Below are 15324 nucleotides of genomic sequence, written 5' to 3' on the forward strand. Positions count from 1 at the left end.
ATCAGCTTTTAGCATAAATTTAGTATTTATTGGAGGAGTGGTCTTTTGGTAGAGCTTTTTTGTAAGTTAATTCTCGACTGTTTTTGAATTAGAACTGTCTTATGGAAATTCTCTCAATTTTTCTGGCAAGACCATCGGAAGAATTAATCTCTATATGGACAGCAGAGAGAGTTGCAGAATTTGCAGGGACTTCAAATTTCTTAGGCATCTGAGTTAGAAACTTCTCGATTACTTCCGTTTCCCTAAAGCCAATAATAGAGTTTTCAGGGCCTGTCATGCCAACATCTGTTATGTAAGCGGTGCCTTTTGGAAGTATTCTCTCGTCGGCTGTTTGAACATGAGTATGCGTTCCAATAATTGCACTCACCTTCCCATCTAAATAGAAGGCAAATGCGAGTTTTTCTGAGGTTGCCTCAGCGTGAAAGTCAATGATGATTAAATTGGTATCTTTTTTTAGTCTTTCTATCTCTTCTTTGGTAGTTCTGAAAGGACAGTCAAGGACATTCATAAAAATTCTACCTAAAACATTTACCACAGCAACAATGTGATTATTTTTTGTTTTAACTGTTGTGCTTCCCGTTCCCGGAACACCTTCTGGATAGTTCAGAGGTCTTAGAATTTTTGGTTCTTTTGCAATAAACGGAAGAGTCTCTTTTTTATCCCACACATGATTTCCAGTGGTTAATATGTCTATACCGTAGGAAAATAATTCTTCCGCTACTTTTTCTGTAATACCAAATCCACCAGCTGCATTTTCTCCATTGGCTATGACTAACTCGGCATTGTAGTGGTCTCTAAGTTTCGGTAAGACAGCTTTTACAACATTTCTTCCAGGTTTTCCAACTATATCACCGATGAAAAGAATATTGACCGTATCACTACTTGGCATATTCTATGAATCGTGACTCTCTTATGACTGTTACCTTTATCTGCCCCGGATAGCTTAACTCCTTTTCAATTCTCTTACTTAGTTCTCTTGCAATGAGGGCGCATTCTTCATCTGAAACTAAGTCTGGCCTTACTATGAGTCTTACTTCTCTGCCTGCTTGAATGGCGTAGCAGTTTTGGACACCCTGAAAGGACATGGCAAGTTCTTCGAGCTTGGTAAGTCTTTTTATGTAGCTTTCTATTGTCTCTCGTCTTACACCCGGACGGGCAGCAGAAAGTGCGTCTGCTGCTGCTACAAGAGCAGACTCAATACAGCTGAATTCAACGTCTTCGTGATGGCTTAATATGGCATTAATGACCTCTTCGCCTTCGCCGTATTTTCTTGCAAGCATTGCTCCAATCTCCTGATGAGAGCCTTCCATTTCATGGTCAACAGCTTTGCCTATGTCGTGAAGAAGGCCAGCTCTTTTGGCCAGTGTAACATTAACTCCTATCTCTCCTGCCATTAATCCACTCAGCCATGCCACCTCTTTTGAATGTTGAAGCACATTTTGTCCATAGGAAGTTCTGTATTTAAGTCTTCCCACAAATTTGATAATCTCGGGGTGAATGCCGCTTAGACCAAGCTCAAAGACAGCCTTTTCACCTTCTTCTTTTATAGATATATCCACGTCTCTGCGGGCTTTTTCAACGACTTCTTCAATTCTTGCAGGATGAATTCTTCCATCAGCTATAAGTCTCTCAAGAGCTATACGAGCAACTTCTCTTCTGATAGGGTCGAAAGATGAAAGAATAACAAGTTCAGGAGTGTCGTCTACAACAAGGTCAACTCCTGTCAATGCCTCAAAGGCTCTTATGTTTCTGCCTTCTCTTCCAATTATTCTTCCTTTCATTTCATCGTTTGGTAGGCTTACGGCTGTAACTGTAGCATCTACAACATAATCACTGGCATATCTCTGAACGGCAAGACTTAATATTTCTTTGGCTTTTTTATCAGCTTCCTGACGGGCTTCATCCTCAATTTTTTTGATAAGTTTTGCTGCTTCAAACTTAGCCTCCTGTTCAACCTTTCTGAAAAGTTCCTGTCTTGCCTCTTCTTCTTTCATGCCAGCTATCTTCTCTAAAAGAAGCTGCTGTTCTTTTATTAGCTGTCTGTAGTGGTTTTCTTTTTCCTGAAGTTGTTTCTCTCTATTGATTAACTCTCTTTCTATTCTGCTTAGCTCCGATTCTTTTCTGTCTACCTGTTCTAATTTTCTGTCAAGAATTTCTTCTTTCTGTCGCAGTCTTTTTTCTTGATAGTTTATTTCCTTTGTTTTTTCTTTAAGCTCTCTTTCTGCCTCGGATTTAAGCTGATAAACAACTTCCTTCGCTGAGAGATGTGCTTCTTTTCTTATAGTTTCCGCTTCTTTTTTAATTGCTTCTGCTTCTCGCTTTGCCTCTTCGATAACCTTCTGAACTTCATCGTGAATTTTTAGCTTTTCTTCCGCTAATTTGCTCTTCTTATAGAGATAGAGTCCGAATCCTGCTCCTGCGCCTGCAGCAATGGCAATGAGAATGTATATAAATTCCATAAGAACACCTCCAGTAGTTATTTCTGGCTTCCTCAAGGGAATATGATGAAGTGGATAGACTGGAAATCTATGACAACAAAAACAGATTAAACCTTTTACATCTATCTAAAAGTGGATTTCTCCACCGTCATCATACCCCCGCCCTGCCGTGTGGTAAGGAAAGTTAGATCCCTCTTGGACAAGTGGGTGCCTTGTAGGTAGGTTAGGCTTCCTCCGAAGAGGCATGCACACCGCTACCTACGCTGGCTCCCTAACGGACCTAACTGCCGGATCCCCTTTTCCTCCATCACGCACAGGGCAGGAAGCCTTTATTATTTTATACCAAAAAGGAATAAATATATGCAACTTTGACAAGTTTTAAGATTTTCAGGGTTGGCAAAGAGATATTCCTTAGAGTTATAATCAAATTCATGCTTGACAAAAAGTATCTATTGCCAGATGAGGCACTGAGAAAAGTTGTCGAAAAATTAAAATTTAGAAGCCTTCCCGCAGAAATAGTTCCTTTGGAGGCTTCGTACGATAGGGTTACGCATGAAGATATTATATCGCCAGAGGATTTACCGGGATTTATTCGTTCTACTGTAGATGGTTTTGCAGTAAAGGCGTCTGACACTTTCGGAGCAAGAGAAAGCTCTCCAGCATATCTGAATTTAAAAGGCGATATACCAATGGGAACTGTTCCTTCCTTTAGTCTTTCAAGGGGAGAAGTCGCTTCAATTGCAACGGGTGGTATGCTGCCAGAAGGAGCTGATGCTGTTGTAATGATTGAGCATGTGAACGTTATATCTGCCGAACTCATAGAAGTTTTAAAGGCTGTTTCTCCTTGGGAGAACGTTATCTTTAAAGATGAGGATATCAAGAAGGGTGAGATTGTAATAAGGGCAGGCTACAGATTGAAGCCGCAGGATGTGGGTGCTCTTGCTGGCTTGGGAATTACAGAAGTGAGAGTATCTAAAAAACCCATGGTATCCATAATTCTTACGGGAGACGAAATTGTCCCCTATAATGAGAAAATCCTGCCAGGACAGGTCAGAGATGTCAATTCCTTTACCCTTGCAGGTCTTGTGCAAAAGACAGGGGGAATACCTTTAAAGATGGGAATAATAAGAGACGTATATGAAGAAATAAAAGCTGCTGTGCAAAAAGCCTATGAAAAAAGCGACATTGTTTTAATAACCGGTGGGACAAGCGCAGGTTTTAAAGACATGACTGCAAAAATAATTGAGGAACTCGGCTCTCCAGGAGTGCTATTTCATGGAGTTTCAATGAAGCCCGGTAAACCTATCATTGGTGGAGTTTGTGGAGATAAACCCGTTTTTGGCTTGCCAGGCCATCCTGTTGCTGTCTACATATGTTTTGAGCTTTTCGTAAAGCCCGTTATTGAACATATGCTGGGCTTGGAGAGAAAAGAGGTTAAACGAACAATTAAGGCAAAAATGGCAAGAAATATTCATTCCCAGGCAGGAAGAGAAGACTTTATAAGGGTTGCTCTTGAACAAAAGGATGGGCAGCTATGGGCAGTGCCACTTCTAAGCAAGTCTGGTTTAATCATGAGTCTTGTAAGAGCAGATGGTATTCTTCATATTCCGCCCGAACTTCTTGGTTTTCAAGAGGGAGATGAGGTTTTAGTGCAAATTATTGATTAGCCGTTGCAGACCATTTAATCGATTCTCTGTAAGAAATGGGCTCTCTTTTTAAAAGTCTTTGAATGGGCAGGACGTTATCGGAATATCCACAAATGTTGTCCCGCCACATCATTTTTAGTTGTTCCTTTGCAAAAAGTCCTAAAATAGACTTTGAAAATGGAAAAAATAAAACTTTTTTCCCCCTTTGACTCACATAGTCTTTAACAATATCTTTTAAAGTAACCTTTTCGTTTCCACACAGCTCAAAAATTGCGTCTTCTTTATGGTCAATTGCTCTTATAAAACCTTCGGCCACATCTCTTACATCTACAGGTTGAAATTTATATCCCTTAATTTCCGGGAAAAACAATATAGGCGAGGCCTCCATTACTGGTTTTAATTTTAAAAAAAGTAGTTGTTCAGGACCTAAAATAAACGAAGGTCTTAGAATTGCATAGGGAATTCCACTTTTTATCAGTTCTTTTTCAGCCATAAGTTTAGTTATGTGATATTTTGAAGGAGCGTTTTCATCAACTCCAAGAGCACTCATATGGATTATCTTCTTTGGAGGATTCTGCTTAACTGCTTCATAAAGTATCTTTGCATATTCGTAGTGAACTTTTTCAAAGGTTATGCCCTTTGATTTAATTTCCTGAATTATACCAATAAGATGAATTATGTATTGAGGCTTTACCTTTTCAACTATACTGGACAGGTTTAGCCTGTCTGTAAATATTTCAAGAGGATGAAAACTTACGTTTTCGGGAAATAATTTTTTCGCCTTTTCAAGATTTCTAACTATTAGATGAACTTCATAACCACTCTTCAGAGCTTCTCTTACAACATATCTACCTACAAAGCCAGTGCCACCAGTTATGAGAATTTTTTCCATATTTTTATTTTAACAGTTTTGGGAGTAATTATTAACCTCTCCCGTCAAAGTTAATATTCTTTTCTTTTCAAGGTATTAGAAAACATAAAAATTCTTTACAGAGTGATACATGAGTAAATTTTTCTTCGGCGAAGCAAGCAAACATTTTGATATAAAGCAGGACAGCGGGTAAAGCGTATGGAGACTAATGAAATAATGAAAGTTTCTGTTGATATTAAGCCTTATAGATAGGATATAATTAGAAAAAATAAAAAAGAGGAGGTATTTTATGCTATCCAAGATTCCCTTCAAGATGGAAAATCTTACTGAAGAAGATATGGACAGACAGATATTAAGAATAGGACTGATTGCAGAACTTGATGCGATTAATCTATACGAACAGCTCGCTGCCCTTACAAACGATGAGAAACTTAAAAAGGTTTTTCTTGATGTGGCAAAGGAAGAGAAAACTCACGTAGGAGAATTTCTTGCCTTGCTTCTTATGAAAGACGAAGAACAAGAGGATGAACTTGAAGAGGGTAAGGAAGAAGTTGAGGAACTTCTTGAGGAAGAGGAGTAGCTAAAAGGGATTTATAATTAATAGGGCATATATGAGATAAAAAGAGCCCGATAAAATCAGTGTGAGAGGGGAAATTCGCTTTCGCAAGTGAATTTCCCCTAAAATTATAACTCCTGCCAGAATTGCCAGACAGGCACTCACTAAAGCGTATCCGGTGATGTTCCAATCAGTAAAAATTATTCCTACAGAAACTGGAAAGGTTGATTGAAAAACCATAGCACCGGTCACATTGCCCATGGCAAGAGTATCTCTTCCCTTAAATGTCCATGTTACAGAGTTGAACTTCTCTGGCAGTTCAGTCGCAACTGGAGCTACTAAGAGAGAAAAAATCAAGGGGTCAAATCCAAATTTAAAAGAAATATGCTGAAGAGCCTCAACAAAGCCATGTGCTCCCTTTATCATTATCGCAAGGGCAAGTATTACTTGAACAAAAGAGAAAAAACCTTTAAATTTTTTAATAGGCAGGATTTTACCTAAAAACTTCTCAAGGTAGAGCTTTTCTTCATGCAAAATTTCAGTGCTTTCACTTTTAAAAGTATGATAAAGATATACTATGTATCCAAAAACTAATAAAAAAGCGACTAAAATATGATACTTTATGAACATGGGCAGAAAAATTCCCGAAGAATACATGATTAGAAAAAATACTAAATCTCTTTTAAGAGTTGGTATTTCCGCATCAAAATGAAAGGTTCTTCGCTTTAAGAGAAACGCTATGACCACAGTTATACCAATCATTAGGAAGGCAAGTGTCGCAAGCATAAATGGAGCGCCAAGTATTGCACCAATGCCGATTGAATGTCCTGCTTCTCCTTTGTGTAAAAATATGGCAACCATCGGTAGAATTGTCTCTGGAAGAGCTGTTCCTACGGCAGCAAGAACGCTTCCAACGACAGCTTGACTGAGAGATAGCCTCTTGCCAAAGACTTCAATTCCATTCGTGAATATCTCTGCACTTAGTAATATCAATAGTAGGTTAAAAAGTAGTAGAAAAAAGTCTACGGTCATGTATAAAATTATAAACTAAACTTATTAAGAGGAACAATTTATTTTTTTGACCTCTGGAGGTATTTAGATGGAAAAGATATTTCAAGGATTAGAGCTAACAAACAATGCCATAGAGGTATTAAAGAGAAGGTATTTAAAAAAGGACGAAGAGGGCAGGATAATTGAAACACCCGAAGAACTGTTCCGAAGAGTTGCCACCTCTATTGCAGAAGTGGATGCTTTGTATGGAAAAACGGAGAAAGAGGTTTCGAAAACTAAAGAATCCTTTTATGAACTAATAACCTCTCTTAGATTTCTTCCCAATTCGCCCACCCTGATGAATGCAGGCACTCCTCTTGGTCAGTTAAGTGCATGCTTTGTGCTGCCCGTTGAGGACTCAATGGAGGGAATTTTCGATGCAGTAAAGTATGCGGCTATAATTCATAAATCTGGTGGTGGCACAGGATTTAGTTTCTCTCGCTTAAGGCCGAAGGGCGATGTTGTTGGCTCAACAAAGGGGATAAGTTCAGGTCCTGTATCCTTTATGAGCGTATTTGATGCAGCCACCGAGGCAGTAAAGCAGGGTGGAAGGCGAAGAGGCGCTAATATGGGGCTTTTAAGAGTTGACCACCCAGATATTATTGAATTTATAACCTGCAAAGACGACCTTACAAGGTTTACTAATTTTAACATCTCCGTTGGTTTGACAGAAGAATTTATGAAGGCTGTAATAAACGATGAGGAATACAGCCTTATAAATCCCCGCTCCGGAAGAGTGGTAAATCGCATGAAAGCTAAGATGGTTTTTGACCTAATCGTTCATCAGGCATGGAAAAATGGAGAGCCCGGAATTGTATTTCTTGACAGGATAAACGCTGCTAATCCTACTCCCGAGTTAGGAGAGATTGAGGCTACTAACCCCTGCGGAGAACAGCCTTTACTGCCTTATGAATCTTGTAATCTCGGCTCAATAAATCTTGCCAAGATGGTCAGGGAAAATTCGGTAGATTGGGACATTCTTAAGGATACTGTATGGAAAGCTGTTCATTTTCTTGACAATGTTATAGATGCCAACAAGTATCCATTGGAGCTTATTGAGAGAAACACTAAGGCAAACAGAAAAATCGGACTTGGTGTAATGGGTTGGGCCGATATGTTAATTCAGCTGAAAATTCCCTATAACTCCAAAGATGCCCTTTCATTAGCGGAAAGTCTTATGAAGTTTATACTCGAGCAGGGAAGACTTGCCTCTATGCATTTGGCAAAAGAAAGGGGTACTTTTCCAAATTATGAAAAAAGCATTTACTACGATAAAATGCCCCTCAGAAATGCAACTATTACTACCATTGCTCCTACGGGCACTCTTAGTATAATAGCTGGTTGTTCATCTGGTATTGAGCCTCTCTTTGCAATTTGCTTTGCAAGAAACGTGATGGATGGGACAAGACTAATAGAGGTAAACCCTTACTTTAAGAGAGAAATGGAAAAATTAGGGCTTTGGTCAGAAGAACTTGCTCAAAAAATTGCTGAAAGTGGTTCAATTCAGGGAATAGACGAAATTCCTCAGGATATAAAGAGAGTATTTGTAACAGCTCATGAGATATCTCCATCAGACCATGTGAGAATGCAAGCAGCATTTCAGCAATTTGTAGATAATGCCGTTAGCAAGACCGTAAACTTACCAAACGATGCAACAGAGGATGATGTAAGAGAAGTTTATCTGCTTGCCTATCGTTTAGGCTGTAAAGGTGTCACTGTATATCGAGACGGCTCAAGGCAAGGTCAAGTTATTCAGAAAGGTAAAGCACAACCGGAAGTCTCTCAAACAACTCTTAAACCAAGAAGAAGACCAGAGGTTTTACGTGGCGTTACAAGGCTAATGAAGACAGGATGCGGAAACCTCTACATAACCATAAATAAGGATGAGAAAAACAGACCCTTTGAGGTGTTTACAAATATAGGCAAAGCTGGAGGTTGTGCAGCATCGCAGGCAGAAGCAATTGGAAGGCTTATTTCTTTAGCCCTAAGAAGCGGCATAGAACCTAAGGAGATTGTAAAACAGCTGAAAGGAATTTCCTGCCATACACCTGTATGGTCAGGAAATGGAAAAATAACAAGTTGCTCTGATGCAATAGCAAAGGCAATTGAAGCAGAATTAAGGGATTTTATATCTGAAAAAGAGGAGAAGAAAGAGAGTAATGAGGCATCCGAAGAAAGTGTCCACAAAAGCGAGATTGATATTGTTCACTACGGAGCTTGTCCTGAGTGTGGAGGAGCAATCTCTTATGAAGAGGGTTGTGCCATATGCCACAGTTGTGGATTTACAAAGTGTGGATAGATAGGTATGAAAACTAAACGTGAACTGATAATAGTAGGAGACAGGGTTCTTATTGAGCCTGATGAAAAAATTGATAAAACCGATGCAGGACTTTTTCTCCCTCCAACTGTAAAAGAGAAAGACAAAATAATGGCAGGTAGAATTATAAAGGTTGGGCCGGGTTATCCGGTGAATGACCCTTCTGTGATTCTTGAAGAACCATGGAAACAGAGAAATACGGAACCAATTAAATATATTCCTCTGCAGGCACAGGAAGGAGATTATGCCTTTTTTCTTAAAGATACAGGCATTGAAATAGAGTTTGAAGGCAGAAAATATCTTATCGTTCCTCATTCAGCTCTTGTTGCTCTCATAAGAACAAGTCTTGTGGAGGATGAGGATGATAGAAGATTTTAAATCTTCCGATACTTGGCGAGTTTTTAGAATTCAGTCAGAGCTTGTCGAGGGATTTGAAACGCTCCATGAAATTGGTCCGGCAGTCTCCATATTCGGAAGTGCCAGACTGACAGAGGAAAGCTTCTACTATCAGGAAGCTTTCAAAGTCGCAAAGGCTTTAAGCCAATGTGGATTTTCAATAATTACAGGCGGTGGTCCTGGAATAATGGAGGCAGCAAACAAGGGAGCAAAGCTTGGTAAAGGAAAATCAATAGGGCTTAATATCGAAATTCCCCATGAACAGCGTCCCAATAAATATCTTGACATATCTTTAAATTTTCGATATTTCTTTGTAAGAAAACTCATGTTTATTAAATATTCAATCGGTTTTATTATATTCCCTGGAGGTTACGGAACTTTTGATGAACTTTTTGAAGCTTTAACTCTTGTTCAGACTAACAAAATTAAGTCATTCCCGATAGTTCTTTATGGTTCTGAATACTGGAAAGGTTTAATAGACTGGCTTAAAAGTTCACCCCATTCAATCGGTGCAATAAGCCTTGAAGACTTAAATTATTTTGTCTTAATAGACCATCCTGATGCTGTTTGCGGCTATCTCAGGAATTATCTAACCAGGCTTAATGTTCCTCTGCCAGAGTTTCAGTATTAATAAATGGAGAGGGAAAATTTAAAGACTTACAGGCTGGAAGAAATAGAAAAACTAATAAAAGACCTATCATTGCCTTCATACCGAGCCAAGCAGCTAATACACTGGATTTATAAGAGATATGCAAACTGTATAGATGAGATTACAGAATTTTCAAAATCTCTAAGAGAGAAGCTATCAGAAAAATATTGCATAGGCAATATTAAGTTGATTGATAGAAAAATCGCTTCCGATGGAACTGAGAAGTTTCTGTGGTTACTCGATGATGGAGAAAATATTGAAAGTGTGCTTATTCCAGATAAAGATAGACTTACTCTTTGCATATCCAGTCAAGTAGGCTGTCCGCTCAGATGTAAGTTCTGCCTGACAGGATACAGCGGATTTAAAAGAAACCTTCTTTCTTGGGAAATTTTAGACCAGTACATTCAGGTGTCTAAGGTTATTGAAGAGGAAAATAGAAAGATTACTAATATTGTTTTTATGGGAATGGGTGAACCGTTGCTTAATTTTGACAATGTAGTAGATGCTCTATGGAGATTTAAGAGACTAATTAATTTCTCTCCAAGGAGAATTACCCTCTCCACTGCAGGAATAATCCCTGCTTTGAGAGAGCTTTCCTTCAAAGCACCACCTGTAAAGCTGGCGATTTCTCTAAATGCTCCAGAAGACATAACAAGAGAGTATCTTATGCCGATTAACAAGAAATATCCATTAAGTAAGCTTGTCGAAGTCCTCAGAGAATATCCGTTAAAGCAGGGTCAGAGAATAACTTTTGAATATGTAATGATAAAGAATTTAAATACTTCAGAAGAACAGGCTATAAGACTTTCGAAACTATTGAGAGGTATTCCTTCAAAGATAAATTTAATCCCCTTTAATCCATGGGAAGGCTGCGAATTTGAAAGACCTTCTGAAGAGGAGATATTGAGATTTCAACAAATTCTCATATCAAAAGGCTTTTCGGTTTTTATAAGGAAAAGTAAGGGGACAGATATTTATGCGGCCTGTGGACAATTAAAGGCACATTACAGAGCAAAGTAATTTTCCCAGCTCTTCCGATAGAGGATGCTATCTATTCTTTTTAATCCATATCTGAGAGCCTTATTGACTGCTTCTTCATATTCTTCTTTAGTTATCCTTCTGTTTAGTTCTTCATATTTGTATGCCTGAAAACATGGTCTGTACTGGTCCATTATGTTTATGTATGTTTCCTTTGAAATCTCTTCGGATATGAATTTTAGAGTCTCTTCTGTTCCTGCGAGATTGTTTGGAAGAACAAGATGTCTTACAAGCAGACCTCTCAAGGCGATACCTTCAGAGAGAAGTAAATCTCCTACCTGCTTGTGCATTTCTTTAAGGGCAAGTTTTGCAAAGGTTGAGTATTCCTTTGCCTTTGAATATTTTTCAGCTACTCCATTGTCGGCATATTTAATATCAGGCATGTAGATATCTACTATTCCATCAAGAATTTTAAGGGTATCTAAAGATTCATATCCTCCGCAATTATACACAACTGGAATTTTAAGGCCTTCTTCTCTTGCAATATATAAGGCTTTAAGTATTTGAGGAACTTGATGGGTCGGAGTAACAAGGTTTATGTTATGACAGCCAAGATTTTGCAGATAAATCATCACACCAGCAAGCTCTTCGTATGAGATTTCTTCGCCCTCTCCATCATGACTTATTGTCCAGTTTTGACAGTAGACACAGGAAAGATTACAAAAACCAAAGAAGATTGTCCCTGAACCGTGATGACCAACGAGCGGCGTTTCCTCTCCAAAATGAGGCCCCCAACTTGATACAAATGGCTTTGAAAGGACTTTGCAGAATCCTTTTTGTCCGGAAAGTCTGTCTACTTTGCATTCCCGAGGACAAAGGGTGCAGTTCTTGAGTATTTCAAAGGCTTTTTCAATTTTTCTCTCTATTTCCTCATTTTTAAGTTTAAGATAGGCGGGTGTGAACATGTTTTATATTATTTTTTTGAATGCCTCTACCACTTCTGGGTCAAATAGTTCGCCTGCCTTAGCATTTATATAAGTAATTGCCACATCTTTGTCAAAATGCATTCTGTATGGCCTGTCTTCGGTGAGGGCAGTGTAAACATCGCTTACAGCTATTATTTTTGCAATGTCCGGAATGTTTTTTCTTATTCCTCTAAGATATCCTTTACCGTTTAATCTTTCATGGTGAAAACCAATTGACTCAAGAAAAAGTCTGCCACCTATACCATGTGATAGCTTGTCACATAATGCCTCTCCCCATAGGGCATGGAGCTGAAAAATTTTAATCTTCTGGTCATCAAATGTTTTATCAGAAAAAAGCAAACTTGCAGGAATGCATATCTTGCCTATGTCGTGAATTAATCCTGCAATTTTTATGTCCTCATCGTTTTCACCAAGCATCGTGGATATTCTATGGCTGATTTCTGCCACATTCCTTGAGTGTTCTGAAATAACGAGTCTTTCATTGTCGGTTTCTACACTTTCAAGTAATACCTTTGCCGCCGAGATTAATCCTCCAGCTTCTTTTATCAGTAACATCTTCCTCAGAAAATACAGCACATCATCAAATAGGCTAAAAAGAATGATTCTGTGACCGGCAAGTTGAGTAGAGAGAAAGGAAAACTCTTCGATATTGAAAAAGAATTTACGGGCAAAATAAACGGTGAAATATCTTGGCCTGTCTTTTATTCGCAGCAAAGAGTCAAAGTCATACTCCTCGCTTTCATATACCCATACATCAGGATAGGCAAAATCTCTGTTAAAGCTTATTTCGATTCTTGGGAAATGAATATTTCTTACAGGAATTAACTTTCTGTTGTCTATATCCCAATTTACAGTTAAATTTATGGATGGTTGCATTTTTACCTCTTAATTTAATTTAATATGTCTATAAAAATTTTTTCTACAAATATTTATCTCCACTGGAAACTATTAGTTGAATTTTAGAAGAGAGACTGTTTTCTGCTGACATGCAAGGTTCGAATTAATTAAAATAAAAAATGGCAAAAATTTTAATTGATGGATACAATCTCATCGGAATAGCACACAGAGACCTTAAGAAAGCAAGACAAAACTTGATAGAAAGACTAATAGATTACAGAAAAATTAAAGGGCATGATATTATTGTTGTGTTTGATGGATATAAAGAAGGCACAGGAAAAGAAACCTGCGAGCATATTGGCGGAATAAGAATAATATATTCTGGAGCAGGTGAAAAGGCCGATGATGTGATAAAGAGAATAATTAAACAGGAAAGGTCTTTTTTTATTGTTATAAGTTCTGACAGGGACATAGAAAAATCAGCTTGGAGAGAAAATTGCGTTGCCATAGATTCTTCCCTTTTTTCTGATATTCTCGATGGCGAAGAGCTCTACTTTGAGAACCCTAAGGGTGTAACTCTTTCAAAAAAGGAGAAAGCTGTAAAGCAGGCCTTAATGAAATTGATATGATAAAGGAGCTTTTTAAGATTCCACCTCCCTTTCAGTTAAATATAATTTTTTTTATTTTCACGAGTTTGATTGTTGTGATTTTTTCATACAAGATACCTGCATGGCCAGATTTTCTCTTGATTTTTATCTCCATGGCAATATTTCAGTATTTTTTATGTAAAACAAAAGAAAACGGAGTTTTAAATTTCCTAAAGAACGTAGGTTTCCCCCTTTTTTCTGTTCTTGTTGCTTTTGATAGTGTAGGAGTAATAACCCCTTTAGTAAATCCAGAGGACTTAGACCAATTTTTAATGACCCTCGATTACAAGATTCTTGGTTTCTATCCCTATATTGTCTCCCAAAAAATTACATTCCCGCTGTTAACAGAGATTATGCAGATTTCCTACTGTGTTTATTACTTACTTCCTTTTGTAATAGGCATATATCTTCTGCTCAAGGGAGACGAGATGGAATTTCAAAGAGCCCTTTTCCTTCTTCTCTTATGCTATTATCTTTCGTATATCGGTTACTTACTTTTTCCTGCCTTGGGGCCGAGATATTATGTTTTAGATGCTTTCTATATTGACCTGAAGGGAGTGTTTTTGGCTGAAAAGATTAATAGCCTTCTTAATTCGCTCGAGGGTATAAAGAGAGATGCCTTTCCCAGTGGTCATGTGGCAGTATCTCTTCTTGTTTTATATATAATGTGGGAGAAGAATAAAAAACTATTCTATATCTTTTTCATACCTGTAATTCTACTCATAATTTCAACCATCTATTGCAGATATCACTATTTCGTTGATGTAATTGGAGGAGTTTTTTTAACTGTTGTAACTTTATTTATAGGTAGGTTATACTATAATTTTTGGTTGTATAAAAATGAAATTTCCATTAATAAAAGGCAAAGAAGGATATACGTTAAGAGTTCTTGTGAGAACAGGTTCCAAGAACCCGGGAATTGAGTTGATAGATAATGAAACAGTCAGGGTGAGAGTGAGAGCCCAACCGCATGAAGGGATGGCAAATAAAGAGCTAATAGAAATCTTATCTGATTACCTTGGCATAGCCAAATCGAGGCTTGAAATATCGGCAGGAGAAAAAAACAAAAGTAAGATTATCAGGATAAGAGGACAAATAGATTGATAGAAAGTCTTACAGGATATGGTATTTCGGAGAGAGGAATTTTTCGGGTTGAGGCAAAATCACTCAATCATCGTTTTTTAGAAATTAACATTAAGTTGCCTACAGTAATATCAAAATATGAAATTGAGATAAGAAACCTTATAAAAAATAAATTCAGTAGAGGTAAAATCGACCTTGTAGTTACTATAAATCAGAGAGATAGAGGAGGAAGGGTCTATCTTAACAAAAATCTTGCAATGCAACTTTATACGGCATTTATAGATTTAAAGAAAGAATTGAGCATTCTGGGCTCTATAGATATTTCGATGTTTTCAAATTTCAGAGAATTATTTATCTATGAAGAAGAAACTCCGGACTTAAATGCTTTAATAACGGCAGTCAGTGAAACTCTCGATGCTGTTAAACAGATGAGAATGCGAGAAGGAGAACTAATCAGAGAGAGTTTAATCGAAATTACGGCTATCATAGAGGAAAAAATAAATCAGTTAGTTAAAATGGTTGATATAAGTTATAATAATTACATAAATTCGCTAAAAAACAGAGTGAGAGACTTGATTGTTCAGAACAATTTAGATGAAAAAAGAGTTTTTGAGCAGATACTTATTTATGCTCAGCGGGCAGATATAAAAGAAGAAGCGGATAGATTAAAAAGTCATATAATTCAATTTAAAGAAAGTCTCTTACGGGGTGGAGAAATTGGTAAAAAACTTGACTTTCTCACTCAAGAGATAAACAGAGAAATCAACACAGTTCTTGCTAAAACAGAGGATTTTGAAGTTAAAACCCTTGCAATTGATATAAAAACTCTAACAGAAAGACTCAAAGAACAAATTCAAAACATTCAGTAGC

Annotated in this window: 16 protein-coding genes and 1 other RNA gene; 10 read left to right on the forward strand and 7 right to left on the reverse strand. The window is 37.7% G+C overall.

Annotated elements, in window-relative coordinates:
* Positions 1-88: 88 nt before the first annotated feature.
* The 3 genes from ACZ430_RS07990 to ssrS all read right to left on the reverse strand — a co-directional run bounded on the left by ACZ430_RS07990 (position 89) and on the right by ssrS (position 2766).
* On the reverse strand, positions 89-889 hold the full coding sequence (locus tag ACZ430_RS07990; protein ID WP_297210455.1) for a TIGR00282 family metallophosphoesterase: 801 nt from the start codon (positions 887-889) through the stop codon (positions 89-91).
* Entirely contained in the window at positions 879-2459 is a 1581-nt protein-coding gene (gene rny, locus ACZ430_RS07995; protein WP_297210457.1) for a ribonuclease Y, read from the reverse strand. The genes ACZ430_RS07990 and rny overlap by 11 nt, the downstream gene beginning before the upstream one ends.
* Before the next feature lie 132 nt (positions 2460-2591).
* Positions 2592-2766: non-coding RNA, 6S RNA (ssrS, locus tag ACZ430_RS08000), on the reverse strand.
* Positions 2767-2806: 40 nt separating this feature from the next.
* Between ssrS and ACZ430_RS08005 the strand changes: the two genes are divergently transcribed.
* Positions 2807-4105, forward strand: a complete 1299-nt coding sequence (locus ACZ430_RS08005) for a molybdopterin molybdotransferase MoeA (protein WP_464910515.1) — start codon at positions 2807-2809, stop codon at positions 4103-4105.
* Here the strand turns inward: ACZ430_RS08005 and ACZ430_RS08010 are convergent.
* Positions 4095-4976, reverse strand: a complete 882-nt coding sequence (locus tag ACZ430_RS08010; protein WP_297210463.1) for an NAD-dependent epimerase/dehydratase family protein — start codon at positions 4974-4976, stop codon at positions 4095-4097. The genes ACZ430_RS08005 and ACZ430_RS08010 overlap by 11 nt on opposite strands.
* Positions 4977-5244: 268 nt before the next feature.
* On the opposite strand from ACZ430_RS08010, the gene ACZ430_RS08015 reads away from it, so the two are divergent.
* A complete protein-coding gene (locus ACZ430_RS08015; protein ID WP_297210466.1) occupies positions 5245-5535 on the forward strand; it encodes a ferritin family protein in 291 nt (96 codons plus the stop codon).
* On the opposite strand, the gene ACZ430_RS08020 is transcribed toward ACZ430_RS08015, so the two are convergent.
* Positions 5536-6543 carry a sodium:calcium antiporter gene (locus ACZ430_RS08020; RefSeq protein ID WP_464910516.1) on the reverse strand — a complete coding sequence of 336 codons (1008 nt, stop codon included), beginning with the start codon at positions 6541-6543 and terminating at the stop codon, positions 5536-5538.
* Between the two features lie 67 nt (positions 6544-6610).
* On the opposite strand from ACZ430_RS08020, the gene ACZ430_RS08025 reads away from it, so the two are divergent.
* Genes ACZ430_RS08025 through rlmN form a run of 4 tightly spaced genes read left to right on the forward strand, consistent with a single transcriptional unit; the run spans position 6611 to position 10943 of the window.
* On the forward strand, positions 6611-8860 hold the full coding sequence (locus ACZ430_RS08025) for a vitamin B12-dependent ribonucleotide reductase (RefSeq protein ID WP_297210473.1): 2250 nt from the start codon (positions 6611-6613) through the stop codon (positions 8858-8860).
* A 6-nt stretch (positions 8861-8866) separates the two neighbouring features.
* The gene (locus ACZ430_RS08030) at positions 8867-9256 is read left to right on the forward strand and encodes a co-chaperone GroES (protein ID WP_297210477.1); all 390 of its coding nucleotides are present in this window, start codon (positions 8867-8869) and stop codon (positions 9254-9256) included.
* Positions 9240-9905 (forward strand): LOG family protein, encoded by a 666-nt coding sequence (locus tag ACZ430_RS08035; protein WP_297210480.1) that lies wholly within the window; start codon positions 9240-9242, stop codon positions 9903-9905. Before ACZ430_RS08030 ends, ACZ430_RS08035 begins: the two co-directional genes overlap by 17 nt.
* A 3-nt stretch (positions 9906-9908) precedes the next feature.
* Complete coding sequence (gene rlmN / locus ACZ430_RS08040) at positions 9909-10943, forward strand: dual-specificity RNA methyltransferase RlmN (RefSeq protein WP_297210483.1); 1035 nt, start codon at positions 9909-9911, stop codon at positions 10941-10943.
* Here rlmN and ACZ430_RS08045 read toward each other — a convergent pair.
* Both ACZ430_RS08045 and ACZ430_RS08050 read right to left on the reverse strand, forming a co-directional pair.
* Positions 10928-11866, reverse strand: coding sequence for a radical SAM protein (locus ACZ430_RS08045; protein ID WP_297210486.1), 939 nt, complete (start codon positions 11864-11866; stop codon positions 10928-10930). The two genes, rlmN and ACZ430_RS08045, sit on opposite strands and share 16 nt — an antisense overlap.
* 3 nt (positions 11867-11869) lie before the next feature.
* Complete coding sequence (locus ACZ430_RS08050; protein WP_297210489.1) at positions 11870-12763, reverse strand: HD-GYP domain-containing protein; 894 nt, start codon at positions 12761-12763, stop codon at positions 11870-11872.
* A 140-nt stretch (positions 12764-12903) separates the two neighbouring features.
* Here ACZ430_RS08050 and ACZ430_RS08055 point away from each other — a divergent pair, with 140 nt between their 5' ends.
* Genes ACZ430_RS08055 through ACZ430_RS08070 form a run of 4 tightly spaced genes read left to right on the forward strand, consistent with a single transcriptional unit; the run spans position 12904 to position 15323 of the window.
* Positions 12904-13353, forward strand: a complete 450-nt coding sequence (locus ACZ430_RS08055) for an NYN domain-containing protein (RefSeq protein WP_297210492.1) — start codon at positions 12904-12906, stop codon at positions 13351-13353.
* Complete coding sequence (locus tag ACZ430_RS08060) at positions 13350-14294, forward strand: phosphatase PAP2 family protein (protein ID WP_440871062.1); 945 nt, start codon at positions 13350-13352, stop codon at positions 14292-14294. Before ACZ430_RS08055 ends, ACZ430_RS08060 begins: the two co-directional genes overlap by 4 nt.
* Before the next feature lies 1 nt (position 14295).
* Positions 14296-14475 carry a DUF167 domain-containing protein gene (locus ACZ430_RS08065; RefSeq protein WP_297210495.1) on the forward strand — a complete coding sequence of 60 codons (180 nt, stop codon included), beginning with the start codon at positions 14296-14298 and terminating at the stop codon, positions 14473-14475.
* A complete protein-coding gene (locus ACZ430_RS08070) occupies positions 14472-15323 on the forward strand; it encodes a YicC/YloC family endoribonuclease (RefSeq protein WP_297210497.1) in 852 nt (283 codons plus the stop codon). Before ACZ430_RS08065 ends, ACZ430_RS08070 begins: the two co-directional genes overlap by 4 nt.
* Position 15324: the final 1 nt, after the last annotated feature.

This window comes from Thermodesulfovibrio sp. TK500a, from assembly GCF_055381765.1.